Origin of the sequence: Bacillus sp. RC51 (assembly GCF_044908115.1) — a bacterium.
In the GTDB taxonomy this organism is placed as follows: domain Bacteria; phylum Bacillota; class Bacilli; order Bacillales; family Bacillaceae_G; genus Bacillus_A; species Bacillus_A mycoides.
Map to the genome: position 1 here is coordinate 63,910 of NZ_JBIYCW010000002.1, position 19,065 is coordinate 82,974.

Genomic DNA, 19,065 nt, shown 5'->3' on the forward strand with positions numbered 1-19,065 from the left:
GCTTCTCTTTTTTCACTTTCTTATAATAGCTTTTTCATTTTGTAAAAATAGTTCATCAAATTGCTTTGCAAGGTCAAAATCTAGTTTCGTTAAACCTTTTGCATTCCATGATGACAAAGTAATAATGACTGCTTTATACTGGATAAGGATAAATGGGTGGTGATTATGTTCTTCTGATAGTTTGGCGGCTTCAGAGACAAATTCGACTCCTTTTAAGTAGTCGGAAAACATATATTTTCTTTCAATCCATTTTTCATCTTTCACTGTCCATTTATCCAGCTTTGTTAATTCCTCTTGTACTTCTTCATTAGTTAATCGTAGCATCATTTTTCACATCCTTTACCTGCAGTAACGCAAGACCATTGTTAATAAGACGTGTTACAGATTCTTCAGTTGTGAAAGTAGAAAGTTGTTGTAATAATGCTGCTGATGCTTCGTGACCTTTGTTATGTTCTAAAAGCAATTCTAAAATTTCAAGACGAAGCAACCATTCTTTCGGATAAAATTTATTTAATACTTCTTGAATAGCTATTAATTGATCAGTATGAGTATCGTGTAAAATACTATCGTTACGTATATCTCGAACTGTTTGATACATACGTTCAAGCTTATTCAGTACAAGTGGATCAGGCGTTTCTTGTACTTCTTCATTCATCGGGAAAAATGCAACCGCATCTGCCGCTCCTGGGAATACAGAAGTGATTTGTGAGCCGACAGCCATATCAAATGCTCCCCATGAAGGATCAAATAATAAGCGATCTTTATGAGTAACTGCACAATTTATAAAGGAGATAAGAGCAATTTTTTTATCATTCTTTACAATGTCTGTTACTGTTCCTTTTACATGAATGCCACTTGCAAAAGTAAACTCTGCACTGCTTCCAATTGTAATGCCTAATGATTGTAATTGTTCTTCTGTACAATTTTCTAATGCAATATCTCCATCTAGTAATCCGATTGGTGTCCCGAATCCATCGCTGTGCACAGATGTAGAATGATTTGCTAGTTGTTTATTATGAATTGCTAATGCAGTTGGTGAGCTTGTTCGTGTGTAAATAACTTCACCAGTATCATTTTTAATTGCCTCTGTAAATGTACCCGTAATTTGTAATCCACTACTTAGCTCAGTTGTAGCATGATTTTCGGAGCGGATTGCTTTTTCTAATCCTTCTGTGCCACCTGTTTTAAATGCCATCGTTGTAGAGAACTGCTCAAGGGCCTCAGTCAATTCTTCAAATGATTCACAAACAAATAGCTGTGGTTGCATTTTTGTCACATCATAAGTTGTCCCGGTGCAAGCTTCAATTGAGAATGGGACTTTCTTTACAGCGTTTGTTAAGCAATGCTTACTTTCACCGACAGAGGAAAGGAGACCAGCACCGTAAATTTTCGGATCATTTATATTGCCGATTAAGCCGTATTCCACTGTCCACCAGAATAAACGTGAAATTTGTTCTGCTTCTGATAAACCAGAAACTAAGTTTTGTTTTTCGATTACAGCATTTTCAGCAACTGCAACTTCTTCAGGTGTAGAAGTAGGGCTTTCTTTTACGATCGTTAATGTACGAACGGCTTCAAAAGCATCATGTTCTTCTTTTGTGGAGAAAGCTTTCGCTCCAATTTGTCCAAAGCGTTTCACATATTTTGCATATGTAGAATCAAGCAAAATCGGTGCGTGGCCTGCAGCTTCATGAACGATATCAGGAGCGGGTGTATACTCGATATTTTCTACTTTACGAATATCTGTTGCGATTGGTAGTAATCCATGCCCCTGAAAATCGAAGAATGCGACGCCGGGAATAAGTCCGTCAATCGTTACGGCACCCCAGCCGCTTGGTGCTAAACAGTCATTCATTTCTTCTACTTTTGGAATTGCATCTATATTAATACCAGATGATTGTAGTCCGTTAACATAGGATGGATGAGCAACATCTTTTAAGAAGCTATGGTTTTGTCTCATAATGTAACGCCAAACAGCGTGATTCACCGGTGTGTATTGATCATAATGCTGTGTGGATACGAATGGTTTTAAATGTGATGGAATTTCTGTTTTCTTTGTCATTTAGACGTCCTCCTTTTTCTCTATAAAAATGAATACCAGTTTTGTATAGCTTGTACCACCTCCTTTCAGAATTGTAAGCGCTTATAAAATTTTATCATAACATTCGAAATTCTTTAACAACTGTTTGCGTGAGAAATAGAAAAATCCCCTATCGGAAAATCCGATAGGGGCGAAAAAATCGCGGTACCACCCTATTTGTAAGTGAAAATATACTTACATCTCAACTAATGATAACGGAAAAATTCCGTCTTTTCCTTCATGCATAAAAGCACTACGAAAAAGAAGCTCCAGAATTGTAATTCGTACTTATATATGTGCTAATTCCCACCGACCATTAGCTCTCTGAAACAGGGATACAAGATACTACTGCGATTCTTTCAACGCGTATATATGAAGTTATTTAAAAGGGAAGGACGCAAAAAAGCCCCTATCGGAAAATCCGATAGGGACGATAAAAATCGCGGTACCACCCTATTTGTAAACAATTAATTGTTTACCACTTACTTTAAGATAACGGAAAGATCCGTCTTTCTCTTCATGCATAAAAAGCATTACGGGAAAGAAGCTCCAGAATTGTAATTCACGCTTGTATATGTACTGATTCGCACCAACCATCAGTTCTCTGAGACAGGGATATAAGTCGCTACTAGTATTCCTTCAAAGCCGATATATAATTCGTTCAACTAAACTATGTTTTGTATTATAAAACTATATTTAAAAGCTTGTCAACAATAATTTTATTATTTCACTTCTAAATCGACGTTTAAATTAGATTTATTTCCAGCTGCATCGGTTGCTACAATATGAATTGTATTCTTTCCTTGTTGTAATTGACTACGATCGAAATAAATTTCATAGTTTTTCTCCCAAGGGTTTAGGTATGCACTTTCCCATGCTCCATTTCCGTTAATTTCATACTGTATCGTTACGGGATGTCCTGGAGCAACCCATCCAGATTCGGTCATCCAATCTAAAAGTATATCATCTACTTTCCCTCTAATTACGAGGTTTTCTTGATCTACTTCAGACGATAATTTCGGTGCAGTGCGATCGACAAACACAGCTCCTGTCTGTTTCGTTTCTCCTCCAGAATTAGAAGCAACGGCTTCAATTTGGTATAAGCCATCAGGTAGAGGGGATCCATCAGTTTTCGTACCATTCCATTTGAAAGATTTATAACCAGGTGTTTCGTTTTTACCTTGATACACCATGCCTTGATATGTTACTCGGTCTTTCGTAATTAAATTAGCATGAAACGTTACATCCTCAACCGGTGTAACTAAATAGTAATTGATCAGGTTGTCATCTAGTATTCCATCATTATTTGGACTAAAAGTAGAATTAACGATTTCAAGGCCGTCAATACGTTTGTATTCTTTCGGATCAATGCTAAATGTAAATGGAATACGCATTTCTTCAGTCTTCCCTTGCTCTTTCACATATAGATTTCCTGTATATACACCTTGTGGTAAGGAGCTATCTACAGTAATAGTAAAAGGCTTTTCGATGTTACTATTAGGTTTCACACTAATAGAAGAAGAGAAAGAAGTCTGGACTTTTGTTTTTGTATCTAGTAATTCAATGCGAGTTGAAAAGTTTTTCTTTTTGTTAGAAAGATTTTGTAACGTAATATTTTGTGTTAACTTCACTTTGCCGCTATTAGGTTTAATAAGACCGAAACTTACATTGTTAGGTTTCACTAATGCATCTGTTTGGGCTGCTTTTGGAATGTTAATTAAACCAGATCCTTGTGCCATGACAGGATATGTATTTTCATTGACATCCTTTAATGTTTTTGCTGTATTGGCAAGAGCTGCTTTCAATTGTTCTGTCGTCCAATCAGGATGCATTTGACGGAGTAGGGCAACAGCTCCCGCCACTTGTGGCGCAGCCATACTTGTCCCGTTGTGAGATTCATAGCCACCTCTTGGGACAGTACTAGTAATTTGTACTCCAGGTGCAACAATATCAGGCTTTATTAGCCAACTACCTTGTGATGGTCCTCTTGAACTAAAGTTACCAATAAGTTCTGTTTGCTTTGGTTGTCCAATTTTTATATTTTTCTTTCGTTTTGTAATTAAAGTTTTTAACTCTTCGCCATTTGTATTTGATAACTGCATTACTGGAACAGCTAGATTTTCACGTCCAAAATATTCGGGCATAATATTAATTTCTTTTTCATTAGAAATTAGTAGCACGCCAAGAGCACCAGCTTGTTTCGCTTGTTCTGCTTTTACTAACGTGCTTGAGGTTCCTTGTAAAACAAGGGCGAACTTACCTTTCACATCTTGTTTAGCGTAATCACTTGAATTACCATAACCAACATATATAAGCTGAGCATCGTTGCCTACTTGGAAATCTGATTTTGATAACGGTAATCCTTGGTAAGATTTATTGGAACCAGCTACTTGGAATGTTGGAAATGGAATAGAAACAGTAGATGCTCCAACAGAGATGACACTACTTGCGTTACCAGGAGCGTCAACAGACCAAGGCTTTGGTCCATCATTCCCATTTGAGACGACTGCAGTAACACCAAGTTTTGCTGCGCGTTCTAACGTCATTGTTACAGGTTGATCAGGTACATTCAAATCTTGACCAAGAGATAGATTTAGAACATCGGCACCATCTTGAATAGCGCGCTCAATACCTTGAATAATATCTTCGGTCGTACCAGTACCACCATCATTCATGACACGGTAAGCGAGTATAGAAGCATTCGGAGCAATCCCCTTTATTTTTCCGTTACCAGCGATAATTCCTGCAACATGGGTACCGTGAACGTTTCCATCCATCGGATCATTATCCTCATCGACTGTATCATAGCCACCGATATAATTTGCTTGCAAATCAGGATGGGTATAGTCTACACCTGAATCGATAATAGCGACTTTCATCCCTTTCCCATCAAGTGGTTTACCAGTTGGATCTTTTAAATTCCAAGCTTCAGATGCACCAACTGTAGGGCCTCCAACGTTTGGTGTTTCTTGATCTGCTAGGCTTTTTGACGTTTCATGTAATTTATATGTTAAGTTCGGATAAATTGCTTTTACTTCAGGTAAAGAAGCTAGAGCGGCAATTTGATCCCCTGGGATAGAAATAGAAAATCCAGAAAATAACGTACTATACGTTTCTTTTATGGTTGCTTTCGGTGCTTTTTCTTTTATTTTCTTTGTTGTATCCTCTTGTGCTTTTTTTAGTTGTGCATGGTATGATTGCACATTGCTATTTTGTAGGTCCGGGGCATGTTGAATGTTACTTTGTGAAGCGAGTGGAGCATGTTGCAATTCTACAATAACTGAAATTTCTTTTGATGTTTTTATTTCAACATTTTGCGCGATTTTGTTTTCTCCCCATTGTTCAATATTTGCTTTTAACTGTGGACTAAATTGCTTCTCTTTTTGCAGTGATTCAGCATGGGCGCTTAATGCTCCAAAGCTCGAAAAGACGAGCGCCATACTTAATAGTGTTGATGTAGTTTTCTTCATTGAAACTCCCCCTAATAAAAGTGCCAATTTTCCGAAAATAAACATTACATTTTTATCGTTAATTATAGGTACGGATGTTGGCTAAACTATACATTCGACATAATTCATACCAAACCTCTTTGAATTGAAAATTTCCCAAGAAATTTTTTGGGATTATGTCGAATGGATAATATTTGCATATAGTAAGCGGAATATGAGGAATGCTAAAGGGGGAAATGGGGGTGCTACATGAAAAGGTTTATAGTAAGTGGAATCGTGATTTTGTTCCTTTTTTTCTGTTCAAGTTCTATTACTAGCGCAGAAAACAATGGAGTGAAAGTTGCCTTTATTCGTAATCATAATCTATGGATTAAAGTCGGTGAAAAAGAAAAACAAATTACAAAAGGAGAGTACATAACAGGGCCGAAATGGTCACAAAATGGAGAATGGCTTGCATATGCAAAAGGAAAGAAGCGAAATCACTTTGAACTGTATCGGCTGAAAGATGGAAAGAAAGTTACACCATCTCAATCAGAAGCATCGAATTATCAATGGTCACCAACAGAGAATATAATTGCATTTGTATTTGCACACACATTAAATACATTTGATGCTGAAAAAAAGAAAGCAGATTTTGAAAACGTAGCTAATGGTGTAGGTGACTATGCATGGTATCCTGATGGTAAGAAGTTTCTTGTATCATCAGAAGCGTACTTGCTTCCAACAGGATGGACAGGTGCTCAGTTATATGAAATACAAAAGGATGCAAATATGAATCCTCATAAGATGAAGCATTTATATGCACTACCGAATGAGCATGATGACTTTTTAGCATTAGTTGGAAGTGGATTTAATTGGTCGCCAGATCAAAAATGGATTTCGTTTTTGGCAGTACCAACAGCTTCTTTGTCAGCTGATAGTAATACCCTTTGCTTAATTCGATCAGACGGCAGTCGTTTTGAAACAGTAGATCAAATGTTATTAAACACACAATGGTTCAAATGGGCGCCATCAAAGAATATATTAGCCTATATTGAAGGAAGCGGGAGAGTGGCTTTAGAGAATAAGCATTTAAAAATAAAAGAATTGCCGGCTCTCCAGCAAAATACATTTACTCCAAAAGGCTATGTTGATTGGGATTTCACATGGAAGAACGATAATGTAATTATCGTTTCAAGGGCAAGGGAAGCAGAGCTATCGGTCCCTCTAGAAAAAAGACCACTACCATCTTTACATGAAATAAATAGTACAACAGATGAACAACATCAAATTACAAAGCCATCAAATAGCCAAGGCGATTATAACCCTATTTTTAGTAAGAAAAGCAACCAATTAATGTGGCTCCGTTCAAATCGTAAGAAAGCTGATGTATGGCTTGCTCATAACGATGGAAAACATGAGAAGAAGTGGATTGAAAATATAGATGTGCCAGAGTGGTATTATGAGAAATGGAATTGGGAAGATGTCGTTTCGGTTAAAGACGAGTAAAAAAACCTGCCTGAAATATAATTTTCAGGCAGGTTTTTCAATGTTATTTATGTGTTTTATTTGGCTTTTTTTTCGCAGGGTTTCCGTTCCCTTGGCGCTTTCTATTTTGTTCATCTTTTGCTTGTTTTTCATGTAATGTATCTAAAAAGTCATTTGAGTTACTCATTTTTATATCTCTCCTTTTTTCATTGCGTCCTAGTTACTATAACCATTTAGGAGGAAAATCATGAGATAAAAGTTAAGCGCTTAGTTTTCTTCGGTAGTATAAGTAAAATAGTCCGTACGTAATGAATAACATAAGTAAAACTTGTAACTCTACATTTTCTTTTAAAATAGTTGCGACAGAAGATGGTAAGTAAGGTGATGTATCGCTCGTTCCTAAACCTAACCATTTGTTTAAGAGGTTAATGATACAAAATATGAAAACACCAGACCAGCTTGCGATAATTGCTTTTTGTTTCACGCTCATCATCTGTAATCCAAGGATTAGCAGTTTTATCACTATTAAAAAAGCCATTTATGTATCCCCATATGATCATTCCCATAAAGACGATAATCCATTTCATATTTGTAATCCTCCTCTTCTTGTAAAAAATATTTTATATATATAATTGTAATATTTTCCAAACGTTGATATTAAAGACTTTTTACATTCTGCTTTTTAAAATAGCAGGAGTAAAGAAAAAAATAGGGAAGAAATATGTGAGACTATTTGATAGTGAGAGGAAGAGGAGAATGAAACTTATTTTTGTTCGGCATGGTGAAGGTGAACATACGAAAGATTTACCATTAAGTTTACAAGCAGTGAATCCGCCATTGACAGGCGTGGGAAAGAAGCAGGCTAAATTGCTTCAGTGCGATGTACCATTACAAGAAAAGGATATATTAATCGCTAGTCCTACACTTCGAACTTTACAAACTGCGACAATATGGAGTGCGGAAGTTGCTTGTCAAAAAATTGTTCACCCATATATATCCCCGCGTATTTTTCCTTATCGGGAATCCGCCAAAACATTACCGTGCGATCAATTGTTAGATCGAAAGATAATACAAAATTTATTTCCACATTTTTCATTAGAAGAAAGTAGAAATGAATTGTTATGGAATGAGGGAGTCAATATCATCTTGGAGATGGAATTTCAGCAAATAGTAGATGAATTTCTGCACTGGTGCTATCAGTTAAAAGCAGAAAAAATTTGTATCGTTGCACACGATGGAACAATTACAGCGTATAGGCAATATTTACAGAAAGTCGCTTTAACTAGAGCTGATTTTTTGAAAGAAACGGGTATATATGAAATGGACTTATAGGAGAGGAAATTTGTAATGGAAGAGTTAGGAGAAGATGTGTACGACTTAAATGAGCCGAGAGTATACTTTAGCGTAGCGGAAATTAAGTAATATGCAAAATTGCATATTACACATATTGTAAATGGTTGGTATAAGTTTGGGGAGTTGAAACTAGTAGAATCCTTTTTACATAGTGGTGTAAAATCATATGTTGGATTGATAGATTATGTAGATGGAAATGTAGCAATTATGTTTACAATACGCCTATTTTACGGGTTTATTAACCATGACAAAACGTTAGAAGAAGTTGTTCGAGAAGCGAGATTAACCGATGAGGAGACATGTACATTTCGAGTATATAAACAATATGAAACGGATTTATTCTATATTCGAATGAATGCGTTTCACATTTAACTCACAGTTTTTTTACATTTTATTCAATGAAAATGATTATCACCTGTGGTATGATATGTTCAAGTTTTTACAGGTAATGAAAGTTACTATATAAACGTTAGTATTTAATGTTTTTTATGTATGTCACAAATTATTCACGATTAACATTTTAAAAGTAAGCAACTAATGTTATTATATTATCTGTAACTGACTTAATTACAACTTTAGGAGGAAGATATGATTATTCAATTTTTAAGAGAAAACAAAGCAGTTTCTTTTGTATTAGCGATAATTCGAGTGTATCTTGGTTACACATGGGTAATGGCTGGAATCGGTAAACTACAAGGAAAAGGCTTCGATGCAACTGGTTATTTACAAGGTGCAATTGAAAAATCTAAAGGAGCACAACCAGCTGTTCAATCTTGGTGGGCATCATTCTTACAAGATTTTGCAATTCCAAACGTTGATTTATTTAATACACTTGTGACGTGGGGAGAAATTTTAGTCGGAATTGGTTTAATTGTAGGCTGTTTAACAAAAACAGCGGTCTTTTTCGGCCTTGTAATGAACTTTTCCTATATGTTTAGTGGGTCAATTGGTGTAAACCCTGAAATGGTTATCTTATCCATGTTCGTTCTTGTTTCTGGTATGAATGCTGGAAAACTTGGAATTGATGGCTTAGTTATTCCAAAAGTACTAGGATCAAAAATTCAAAAACGCCAAAAGCAAGCTGCTTAATATATGAAAACGGGTATCTCAAAATGAGATACCCGTTTATTTTTCAGCACTTATAGGATTTTTCTCGAAGAAATCTTTTACATACCCTACAAATTCTTGTGGCTCTTGACGAAATGGAGCATGATAACCTTTTTCAATAATATGGAAAGTGCTATTTTTTAAGAATTGATGATAAGTTTCTCCTTCTTTCCAAGAAACGCTACTATCATTTCTTCCCCATATAATTAAAGTTGGTTGCTTGATTTCAGTTGCATTGATTTGAAGACGCCTAGGCCATAATTTCATTTTATTATAATGCTCTTCATCATTACGCTTGAATTTAACTTTGCTCTCATCATAATCTGCAATAGAAGAAACGGCACTTAAATCAGTCGACAACTTTGGTTTTGGTGAACCTTGTTTATTAACGAACGTATGAGGGCCGCCTGTAGCATCAGTTAAAATAAGGTGGGTAACCGCTTCGGGGTATAAATATGTTAAATTAAGAGAAATTTCTCCGCCCATAGAATGTCCCAGTATTGCGAATGAGTCATACCCTAGTTTTTTCATTAACTTATAATACAAATTTGCATGAGTTGGGAAAGAATAATAAAAATCCATCGGTTTAGAGGAACGTCCGAATCCTAAAGCATCAACAGAAATAATCGTATGATCTTTTGCTAAATCTGAGTAAACCTTTTGAAAACCATCGGATGATCCTCCAAATCCATGGATCATAAGTAAAGGTGGTTTTTCATCACCAATCTTTTTAAAGTAAATCGTTTGACCATCTATCTCTACCATTTTTTCCTCGGTAGCTAGTTTCGCTGTAATTGTATTTTTAACTTGTTTTACTTGTTCTACTGGCTTTTCTGCTGCACTACATCCTACTAATAGTGTAAGAGTAAGACAACCTACCATAAAATAGCTAAATTGCTTCAATTAGGTGTCTCCTTTCTAACATAATGCTGCATCTATCATAGCAAATAGTATATTACGATTTCCAGGAAGTTGATTACCATTCTTTATCATAAGAGGTGAAAGGAGCGTTTCCTGGAAATTTTCTGTTTGAAGAAATTGACGGAAAATGAATTGTGAGTGCGGAACATCAATGCGTATTGACCCATTCCACGAGTTACAAATTATTTCTAATAACTGAATAGCGTCTTTTTCTTTTTTTGAAATAAGTGGAGTGATACATAGTACATCTCCTTTTTGTATGCATAAAGCAAAAGCATCTATTTGATTATCCCGCTCTATTTTAAAGGAGTAAGTTGCTCTCGATAGTAGTGATAAATAAAGATTAGAACGATCTGCACCAGTCGCAGTTTGATCAAGAAAAATGAGAGATTGAAGATCGGCTTGCTGAATTTGTTTTATGGGAAAAGAATTTATACTTATATGAGCCGCTTGTTTTTCGAAACGATGAATTGTTGTTATTGATTGAAATCCATAAGATTCATATAAGGATTCACCAGCTTTTGTTGCAATGAGCGTAATAGGGAGCGATGGATAAGTTACTTTTAAGCTATTGTTTAACAAAATACGGCCAATTCCTTTTCTTTGAAAATCAGGATGCACGATTAACATACCGATAGAAGAATATCCAGGGGCAAACGAAAAGACCCCGCCCGCTGCAATAAGTTTATTCTCATGTACATAGCCAAAAATTGTGCCAATGGAAAGGTACATATGGAATTGCTCTTTCATAAAACTCTCATGCTGTAACCACCCGACTGATTTGCAAAGAGAGAGTAAATCTGGAATGGAAGATGCGTCTAGTTTTACTGTTTTCATAAAGTTCACCATATTTCTATTTAAATTAGAAAAAATAAGAATAATATTACGAAATGTAAAATAATAGGTTCGTATTAAAAGAAATCCAACATGTTTATATTTATCTTTGTAAAGGAGAGTATGCTTGATATGAAAAGACAAACTTATACAAATTATAACTGAAATTTACATAAGTTAACAAAAAATTTACATATAACTCATTTTCTCTTAACAGTCTTCTATTAAATTTGATAGAGGGAAATGAATAACCTAATTAGGGGGACAAGACAGTGAAAAAGTTTGTAAAAAAAGCATGGCCATTTGCAGTTGTGGCGTCGTTAGCAGTTACTTCGGTAGCAACATGGAATTTTACGCGTTCTAGTGAGGTTAATGCAGATGAGAACGGAAACAATGCAAAAATTAAAAATGTCATTGTATTAATTGGGGACGGTATGGGGCCTTCATATATGACAGCTCATCGTTATATGAAAGATAATCCAAAAACATTTGAGATGGAATCTACAGAATTTGATAAGCATCTTGTAGGAACACAAAAAACATATCCAGAAGATGAACATGAAAATATTACAGACTCTGCATCGGCAGCTACTGCGATGTCAGCAGGTATAAAAACATATAACGCAGCTATTGCAGTAGATAATGATAAAGCTGAAGTGAAAACAGTATTGGAGCAAGCGAAAGAAAAAGGGAAGTCAACGGGACTCGTTGCAACTTCTGAAATTACGCATGCAACACCAGCTGCATTCGGTGCACATGATATTAGTCGTAAAAATATGGACGCAATTGCAAATGATTACTTTGATGAAAAAATTAAAGGTAAGCATAAAATAGATGTTATGCTTGGCGGTGGTGTAAATAACTTTGTTAGAAAAGACCGCAATCTTACAGAAGAATTTAAGAAGTCTGGTTATAGTTATGTAACAGATCGTAATCAATTATTAAATGATAAAAGCGATCAAGTTCTTGGCTTATTTGCACCAGGTGGTTTAGACAAAATGATTGATCGTACTGACAAAACACCTTCATTAGAAGAGATGACAAATGCAGCGATTGAGCGCTTGAACAAAAATAAAGACGGTTTCTTCTTAATGGTCGAAGGTAGTCAAATTGATTGGGCTGGACATGATAATGATATTGTCGGTGCAATGAGTGAAATGGAAGACTTCGAAAAAGCGTTTAAAGCAGCAATTGAGTTTGCGAAAAAAGATAAGAACACATTAGTTGTTGCAACTGCAGATCATTCTACTGGCGGATTATCTTTAGGTGCGAATGGTGAGTATAATTTTAAAGTAGATCCGATTAAAGCTGCGAAACGTACGCCAGACTTTATGGCAAGTGAGATTGTAAAAGGTGCAAATGTAGAAGAAACATTGAAAAAGTATATTGATCTACAATTAACACCAGAAGAAATTAAAGCTGTAAATGATATAGCTCCATCAAAAGATGTAACAAAGATTGATAATGCAATTGAAGATATCTTCAATAAGCGTTCGGTTACAGGTTGGACAACGGGTGGACATACAGGTGAAGATGTGAACGTATATGCATTCGGACCAGGTAAATACTTATTCTCTGGCGTTCAAGAGAATACAAATATAGCTAAACGTGTCTTTGACATTATTGGCGGCGGCGATCCAAATAAAGGAAGACGCTAATTATAAATGAAAGTGAGGCGAAATGCCTCACTTTTCTTTTTAGGAGATGGAAAGATGAGCGTTTTTTTAGGGAAATTAAGATTCCTTCTAGTATTTGTATTATTGCTAGTTGGATGTCAATCTCAAGAGAATAATATAGAACAAAAATCTGCTGGAAAAACTGAGGAAAAGGTACATATAACGAAAGAAGAAGAGAAATTCATTCAAGATGTTATTGAGGCATTTGTACGGACGACGAATGAAAAAAATCTTGCTGAACATATGGAGTTATTTTCAAAGAAGATGCCTAGTGCTGAAGACTTAAAAACACAAAAGGAAGCGGCATTTCAAAAGGGAAATAAGAAAATAGAGTTAGAACATATGAATATGAAAGCTCTTAAAGGTGGGCTTGTTATTGTTGAAACGGAGGAAAAAGAAGTAGATGGAGGGGTTACTCTTCAAAAGAAAATGCAGTATGCACTTGGAAAAGAAGACGAAGGGTGGAAGATTGAAGAGGTTCGTACGATAGAGAAGAAATAAAGTGAAACTTTAATCATTGGGGGTTTTGTCCATCCCCCAATGATTATTAGTTGAACCAATCGGGCTTTTATGGGCAGTTGATCGCCCACCTAACTCCTTCGCATTCGCAGAATTTTGAGGTGGGAGTCTTACTGCCCGCAAATAGCGGGTAAAAAAGGTTCTCATAGGAGAGAACCTTTTTATAGTGGTAATAAAATTTGATTTGAACATGCTTCAATGTCATCAATATCTTGACGGATTGTTGCCATCTTATTATCGAGGTCTTCAGCTTTCATAGCAGCGTCATGTAGTTCATCTTTCAAATAGTCAGGTATATTTCCTTCATATTTGTAGTAAAGTTTATGTTCTAAACTTGCCCAAAAGTCCATGGCAAGTGTACGTAATTGAATTTCTGCAAAGACATCTTTCGTACCAGAATTTAGTGACAATGGATATTTAATAATCATATGCAAACTTTTATAGCCATTTCCTTTTGGATTAGCAATATAATCTTTTACTTCTACAATTTCCATATCTCCACGATTTTCAATAACTTCTTTTAAATGATAAATATCTTCTACAAAGCAACATGTAATACGGATGCCAATAATATCTTGTAATTGTGTTTGAGCATTTTCAACTGTTGGTGATAAGTTTTTACGCTCAAGCTTCCTGATGATACTTTCGGGTTGTTTAAGTCTTGTTTTTATATGTTCAAACGGGTTGTAGTCTTCTAAAAATTGAGCTTCCCGGTTCATAATTTCAAATTTAGTTTTTAACTCTTCTAAAGCAAATGTATAAGGTAATACAAAAGCTTTCCAGTAGTTAACGGTTGATTGGTTATATTCCATTTATATACACACCTTTTCTTATTTACAAGTGAAGTTGTTATTATACTAAACACCAAATCATGTAGGCGCAAGCAGCAAATGATGAGATCATAAAGCGATATTTAGTTTTCATCTTTTCAACCCCTTTCAAATGAAATTATATATGAATAAACGTCATTGTTAGTAATTTCACTATGTACAATTCTTATAGTAATAGATTCATGTGAAATTCGTATGAACTAATTGTTTCAGCTTTTTGTCTTTTTGCTAATGATTTTTGGTTTTGTTTGTTATAATTACCTTAAAATGTAATAAAGGAGAGGGTATGATGAATTCAAAAGATAAAGAAAGAACAGAGCAAGTGGCTCATATTATTGAAATTCCAGATGAATATAGGCTTGTTGTAGATGATCAAGAAGGTGTGGATGACCCATATCATCTATTATGGTGGGAACATAAAGCGGATGAGGAGAAAACGATACAAATTACGTTGAATAGACATACTGGTAATTTAATTGAATTTAGGATAGATGATGAAAATTCTTTCTCGATCAAGGAAGCGATAGAGGAGAATAAAGCAAGAGAGATTGCAAATACATTCTTAAAAAAATATACAAAAGAAGGATATGAATTTTATACATATGTAACTGTTAAGGATGACTGGCGTGGTTGGAAAGAAATAAATTATATGCAGGAAGTGAATGGATATCCATTGCCGAATACAGGATGTGTTGTGCGAATTCATCCTTCAGGTAATGTTGTGCATTTTCATTACAATGGACAAAAAGCTATAGAGAAAAAACCGTTATGGCCAATTGAAATTGTTGAGGAGAACGTCGTTTTAGAAACTTTGAGATCTAGACAAGATATGAGACTTGTATTTGTGGATTTAACACATTCTTCATGTAAATATGAAAATGGTGAGGAAGTAAAAGGCTATCATCTTGTATATGAACTAGAACCTAGTCATGCGTTTATTGATGCAAGTACAGGTAAAGATTTGTTTGACCCAGATCATTATAAATTACCTCCAACTGTAGCTGTTGAAAAACCGAAAAAAGGTAGTCAACAAGATGATATATTCGATTTATTTGACTGGGATAAAGAAAGTTTTACAAAAGTAGCTGAGACAGAAAATGAAGATGGAATAAGGATGAAATTTGTTTCGAGAGAGGAATTACAAAAACAGAAAGAAGAAAAGAATCCATATTTAATGAATGAATTCTTTAAAAAGCATTTACCGATGTTAAAATATAATAATTTAGTTGGCATTACGATTGATAAATCAACCAATGAGTTAATTGGTTTTATAAAACTGGCAGACGATAAAGAAGTAAAACAAATACTGTCTAGAGAGGAATGTTTACAAAAAGCACTTCAATTTTTAGAACGAGTTATTCCAGATATCACACAATATCTTCGTCTTTGGGAAGAACGTGAAGAAGCAGAAGATGGGATTGAAAGATTTACCTTTTCCGTATATGTGAATGGGATTCCAATAGACTATATGCAATTTGTGATCAACATCAATACAGAAAATGGTGCTGTGATGCACTACTCAGGAGAATCTAGCAACTTTATAAAAGAATTACTTGCATATGAAACAACACCAAAAGTAACAAAAGAAAAAGCGTTAGAAATATATAAAGAGGTCATTCGAGTAAAATTAGAATGGTGTATAGATCATGATGCAGAGGAAATGAAATATAAACTGCTGTATAAACAAACGACGAGTGAAAATCATAAAGAATCCGTCGATTGTAGTCGGAAAATTCGTTACATAGATGCGCATACTGGAGAGAAAATTTGGAGTGAATATTAGTAAAAGCCAATCGATACGTTTCGATTGGCTTTTACTATGTTTATAGAAAAATTTAATGATTAGCGTTGAGTGGTTTAAGAATGCCATTAAGTTAAGAGTTCCATATTTACATCGTACAGACACAAACAACCTCATGCCCACATACACATAGTAAAGACCACTATTTTGGCGGAGGTGAAAGGTTTGAGTCTATTCGCCGCAATTGGATATATGGTTCGAGAAGTGTTTGTATTTGTTTCTTATGTGAAGAACAATGCGTTCCCGCAGCCGTTATCATCAGATGATGAGAGAAAGTACTTAGAGTTAATGGAGCAAGGTGATGCTCAAGCGAGAAATCTTTTAATTGAACATAATTTACGGCTTGTAGCTCATATTGTTAAGAAATTCGAAAACACTGGTGAAGATGCAGAAGATTTAATTTCAATTGGTACCATTGGGCTTATTAAAGCGATTGAAAGCTATTCAGCAGGGAAAGGAACTAAGCTTGCAACGTATGCAGCACGCTGTATCGAAAATGAAATTTTGATGCATTTACGTGTGCTGAAGAAAACGAAAAAAGACGTTTCACTTCATGATCCGATTGGGCAAGATAAAGAGGGTAATGAAATATCGCTTATTGATATATTAAAATCAGAATCTGAAGATGTAATTGATATGATTCAGCTTAGTATGGAGTTAGAAAAAATTAAAGAGTATATCGATATTTTGGACGAACGAGAGAAAGAAGTAATTGTGAAGCGTTTTGGACTTGGGCTTGATAAAGAGAAAACACAGAGGGAGATTGCGAAGGCACTCGGTATTTCAAGAAGCTACGTATCGCGAATTGAAAAGCGTGCTTTAATGAAAATGTTCCATGAATTTGTGCGGGCTGAGAAAGAGAAAAAAGCAAAAGAATAATGTGTATTGTAAGCAGCTACACTTTAAAAGTGGCTGCTTTTCTTTCGGGAAAACGGAAAGAAAACGAGCTGTTCTAAGAAGAAATACATGTTCACTGTTGAAAATGGCGGGTTCTATCTGTAATATTAGAAGGTGCTAAACAATTTAAGAATAAAAATTATACTTAGTTTTTCTTCGTGTATAACGAGACGGCTCCATTCTATATGTGGGAATAAGAACCAATTTTACATATGATATAGAGAGAAAAGAAGGGGAAACTAAAGTTATAGGCTGATTAGGAGGTTTCGTAATTTGCGACGGACATTATATCGACTTATGATCGAACTTACAAATGGTCGTTTTACTTCTTATATATTACGTAAATTTGCACAATCTCGTTTGAGCTCTATCATTATTCCATCGTATGTGAAAGTTTTTCAAATTAATCAAGATGAGATGGAAAAGGGTTTGAAGGAATATCGAACATTGCATGATTTATTTACACGTAGGCTAAAAGAAGGAAAGCGTAGTATTGATACTGATGCATCGAGTATCGTTAGTCCTGTTGATGGTGTTTTTGCTGATCAAGGTCCTATTGAGGATACAAAAACATTCAATATAAAAGGAAAGCGTTATTCAATTGTGGATATGCTAGGTAATGAAGAGCGTGCAAAGAGATATGCAGGCGGTACATATATGGTAATTTATTTGAGCCCAAGTCATTATCATCGTATTCATAGCCCGCTTTCTGGCTCTGTGACTGAAAGATTTGTACTCGGTAGAAAATCATATCCGGTAAATGCAGCGGGTATGGAGTATGGGAAAGAACCATTGTCAAAAAATTATCGCTCTGTTACAGAAGTAAATAGTGACGGCGAACATATGGCACTTGTAAAAGTAGGTGCTATGTTTGTTAATAGTATCGAGCTTCTTCATGAAAGAAGTACTGTTCAAAAAGGTGAAGAGATGGCATACTTTACATTTGGCTCAACAGTTGTTTTATTATTTGAAAAAGATATGATTGAAGCAGTGCAGGAATTGACAAGTGGGCAAGAGTTGCGTCTTGGTGAAAAAATTGCAACCCGAGTATCTCATAAGTAAAGAAAAGATTTTATAATATACTTATGAAGCTCTAATTAAGAAATGTGGACAAAGATGCTTAATGGAGAAATCCCCTAGATGGGAGTACTTGTTTATTCGAGAGCCATCGCAGGATGGCTCTTTTTACAGGTCAATCAGCAATCTATATGTACTCAAGAAGATTTGACGAGCTTGTCCTCTAACGAGCGTCTAATAATTTCTTGTTTTATAAGTAAAATGAAGTCGGGATTTAATTTTAGTTCTTTTGCTTTATAATAAGACTCAGTGAGTAAATCAGTAGATAACTGTTCCATATGTTTTGTTTTCAAGGTGAGTCACCTCCTAATAATATAAGGATTGATTCGTTGTTGCATTTAATGTACCAAAAAAATATGACAGTCACAAACAAGAGGTTATCCACATAACTCAGTGGATAAAATGTGGATAGATTGTTAGTAAATTCCAAATTGACTGAAAAATTAATGTGGAAAGTGTGTACAAGTTTATCCACAGGTTATCTATCGAAAAATGTTGTCGAAAAATTTTATGAAAAATCCTCAAAGAGGTGAAAGAAATTGAAGTTATTTTTACCAAATGAATATGTGAAAAATATATATCATATTCAACCAGAAGATTTGAAAAAACGTGGAATTAAAGGAGTTATTACTGATTTAGATAACACTTTAATTGAATGGGATCGTCCAAACGCAACGCCACAGCTTGAAGAGTGGTTTTTGAAAATGAAAGAAAATGATATTCAAGTAACGGTCGTTTCAAATAACAACGAGCAACGCGTTAAAGACTTCGCTGATCCATTAGGTATTCCGTTTATTCATAGTGCGCGCAAACCGTTTGTTCGCGCATTTAAGCGTGCGATACACGAGATGCACCTGCAGCCAGATGAAGTTGTAGTAATTGGAGATCAGTTACTAACGGATGTGCTCGGCGGGAATCGTGTGGGACTTCATACAATTTTAGTTGTACCGGTAGCGCAAACGGACGGATTGGTGACACGATTTAATCGGAAAATTGAACGAAGAATTATGAGAAACATGAAGAAAAAAGGCTTAATTAACTGGGAGGAATAAAG

The 19,065-nt window shown here is 35.2% G+C and carries 17 protein-coding genes, 2 pseudogenes and 2 other annotated features; of the genes and pseudogenes, 10 read left to right on the plus strand and 9 right to left on the minus strand.

Annotation, left to right across the window (positions count from 1 at the left end; genetic code table 11):
- Nucleotides 1-12: 12 nt before the first annotated feature.
- The 3 genes from ABH959_RS04995 to ABH959_RS05005 form a co-directional block, all read right to left on the minus strand.
- Nucleotides 13-327, minus strand: coding sequence for a 4a-hydroxytetrahydrobiopterin dehydratase (locus ABH959_RS04995; protein WP_002167644.1), 315 nt, complete (start codon nt 325-327; stop codon nt 13-15).
- On the minus strand, nt 308-2,062 hold the full coding sequence (locus ABH959_RS05000; protein WP_113935616.1) for an aromatic amino acid hydroxylase: 1,755 nt from the start codon (nt 2,060-2,062) through the stop codon (nt 308-310). Before ABH959_RS05000 ends, ABH959_RS04995 begins: the two co-directional genes overlap by 20 nt.
- A gap of 162 nt (nt 2,063-2,224) precedes the next feature.
- Nucleotides 2,225-2,452: a binding site (T-box leader), on the minus strand.
- 51 nt (nt 2,453-2,503) lie between these two features.
- Nucleotides 2,504-2,732: a binding site (T-box leader), on the minus strand.
- A 70-nt stretch (nt 2,733-2,802) separates the two neighbouring features.
- The gene (locus ABH959_RS05005; RefSeq protein WP_404492341.1) at nt 2,803-5,550 is read right to left on the minus strand and encodes a S8 family peptidase; all 2,748 of its coding nucleotides are present in this window, start codon (nt 5,548-5,550) and stop codon (nt 2,803-2,805) included.
- A 228-nt stretch (nt 5,551-5,778) separates the two neighbouring features.
- Here ABH959_RS05005 and ABH959_RS05010 point away from each other — a divergent pair, with 228 nt between their 5' ends.
- Nucleotides 5,779-7,017, plus strand: coding sequence for a TolB family protein (locus tag ABH959_RS05010; protein ID WP_404492342.1), 1,239 nt, complete (start codon nt 5,779-5,781; stop codon nt 7,015-7,017).
- A gap of 43 nt (nt 7,018-7,060) precedes the next feature.
- Here the strand turns inward: ABH959_RS05010 and ABH959_RS05015 are convergent, their stop codons facing one another.
- Together ABH959_RS05015 and ABH959_RS05020 are read right to left on the minus strand one after the other, a co-directional pair.
- Entirely contained in the window at nt 7,061-7,183 is a 123-nt protein-coding gene (locus ABH959_RS05015) for a DUF4023 domain-containing protein (RefSeq protein ID WP_000071861.1), read from the minus strand.
- Between the two features lie 72 nt (nt 7,184-7,255).
- Nucleotides 7,256-7,583, minus strand: a pseudogene (locus ABH959_RS05020) (phosphoglycerate mutase).
- A gap of 169 nt (nt 7,584-7,752) precedes the next feature.
- Here ABH959_RS05020 and ABH959_RS05025 point away from each other — a divergent pair.
- The 3 genes and pseudogenes from ABH959_RS05025 to ABH959_RS05035 all read left to right on the plus strand — a co-directional run bounded on the left by ABH959_RS05025 (nt 7,753) and on the right by ABH959_RS05035 (nt 9,438).
- Nucleotides 7,753-8,328 (plus strand): histidine phosphatase family protein, encoded by a 576-nt coding sequence (locus ABH959_RS05025; protein ID WP_002015239.1) that lies wholly within the window; start codon nt 7,753-7,755, stop codon nt 8,326-8,328.
- A pseudogene (locus ABH959_RS05030) lies at nt 8,329-8,721 on the plus strand (hypothetical protein); the annotation flags it as partial.
- 216 nt (nt 8,722-8,937) lie between these two features.
- A complete protein-coding gene (locus ABH959_RS05035) occupies nt 8,938-9,438 on the plus strand; it encodes a DoxX family protein (RefSeq protein ID WP_002015237.1) in 501 nt (166 codons plus the stop codon).
- Nucleotides 9,439-9,474: 36 nt separating this feature from the next.
- Here ABH959_RS05035 and ABH959_RS05040 read toward each other — a convergent pair whose 3' ends face one another.
- The gene (locus ABH959_RS05040) at nt 9,475-10,359 is read right to left on the minus strand and encodes an alpha/beta fold hydrolase (protein WP_404454102.1); all 885 of its coding nucleotides are present in this window, start codon (nt 10,357-10,359) and stop codon (nt 9,475-9,477) included.
- 15 nt (nt 10,360-10,374) lie between these two features.
- Nucleotides 10,375-11,214, minus strand: a complete 840-nt coding sequence (locus ABH959_RS05045) for a GNAT family N-acetyltransferase (protein ID WP_113935608.1) — start codon at nt 11,212-11,214, stop codon at nt 10,375-10,377.
- Between the two features lie 269 nt (nt 11,215-11,483).
- On the opposite strand from ABH959_RS05045, the gene ABH959_RS05050 reads away from it, so the two are divergent.
- Nucleotides 11,484-12,869 carry an alkaline phosphatase gene (locus ABH959_RS05050; RefSeq protein ID WP_113935607.1) on the plus strand — a complete coding sequence of 462 codons (1,386 nt, stop codon included), beginning with the start codon at nt 11,484-11,486 and terminating at the stop codon, nt 12,867-12,869.
- A 54-nt stretch (nt 12,870-12,923) separates the two neighbouring features.
- Nucleotides 12,924-13,388, plus strand: a complete 465-nt coding sequence (locus ABH959_RS05055; RefSeq protein ID WP_113935606.1) for a hypothetical protein — start codon at nt 12,924-12,926, stop codon at nt 13,386-13,388.
- A 179-nt stretch (nt 13,389-13,567) separates the two neighbouring features.
- On the opposite strand, the gene ABH959_RS05060 is transcribed toward ABH959_RS05055, so the two are convergent.
- The gene (locus ABH959_RS05060; RefSeq protein ID WP_002015229.1) at nt 13,568-14,218 is read right to left on the minus strand and encodes a GTP pyrophosphokinase; all 651 of its coding nucleotides are present in this window, start codon (nt 14,216-14,218) and stop codon (nt 13,568-13,570) included.
- Between the two features lie 304 nt (nt 14,219-14,522).
- Here ABH959_RS05060 and ABH959_RS05065 point away from each other — a divergent pair, with 304 nt between their 5' ends.
- The 3 genes from ABH959_RS05065 (at nt 14,523) to ABH959_RS05075 (ending at nt 17,996) form a co-directional block, all read left to right on the plus strand.
- Nucleotides 14,523-16,019, plus strand: coding sequence for a YcdB/YcdC domain-containing protein (locus ABH959_RS05065; RefSeq protein WP_404492343.1), 1,497 nt, complete (start codon nt 14,523-14,525; stop codon nt 16,017-16,019).
- Nucleotides 16,020-16,202: 183 nt separating this feature from the next.
- The gene (gene sigK, locus ABH959_RS05070) at nt 16,203-16,916 is read left to right on the plus strand and encodes an RNA polymerase sporulation sigma factor SigK (RefSeq protein ID WP_000051382.1); all 714 of its coding nucleotides are present in this window, start codon (nt 16,203-16,205) and stop codon (nt 16,914-16,916) included.
- Nucleotides 16,917-17,207: 291 nt separating this feature from the next.
- Nucleotides 17,208-17,996 carry a phosphatidylserine decarboxylase gene (locus ABH959_RS05075; protein WP_404454096.1) on the plus strand — a complete coding sequence of 263 codons (789 nt, stop codon included), beginning with the start codon at nt 17,208-17,210 and terminating at the stop codon, nt 17,994-17,996.
- 152 nt (nt 17,997-18,148) lie between these two features.
- Here the strand turns inward: ABH959_RS05075 and sda are convergent, their stop codons facing one another.
- On the minus strand, nt 18,149-18,304 hold the full coding sequence (gene sda / locus ABH959_RS05080) for a sporulation histidine kinase inhibitor Sda (RefSeq protein ID WP_002015226.1): 156 nt from the start codon (nt 18,302-18,304) through the stop codon (nt 18,149-18,151).
- A 246-nt stretch (nt 18,305-18,550) separates the two neighbouring features.
- Here sda and ABH959_RS05085 point away from each other — a divergent pair, with 246 nt between their 5' ends.
- On the plus strand, nt 18,551-19,063 hold the full coding sequence (locus tag ABH959_RS05085; protein WP_002015225.1) for a YqeG family HAD IIIA-type phosphatase: 513 nt from the start codon (nt 18,551-18,553) through the stop codon (nt 19,061-19,063).
- Nucleotides 19,064-19,065: the final 2 nt, after the last annotated feature.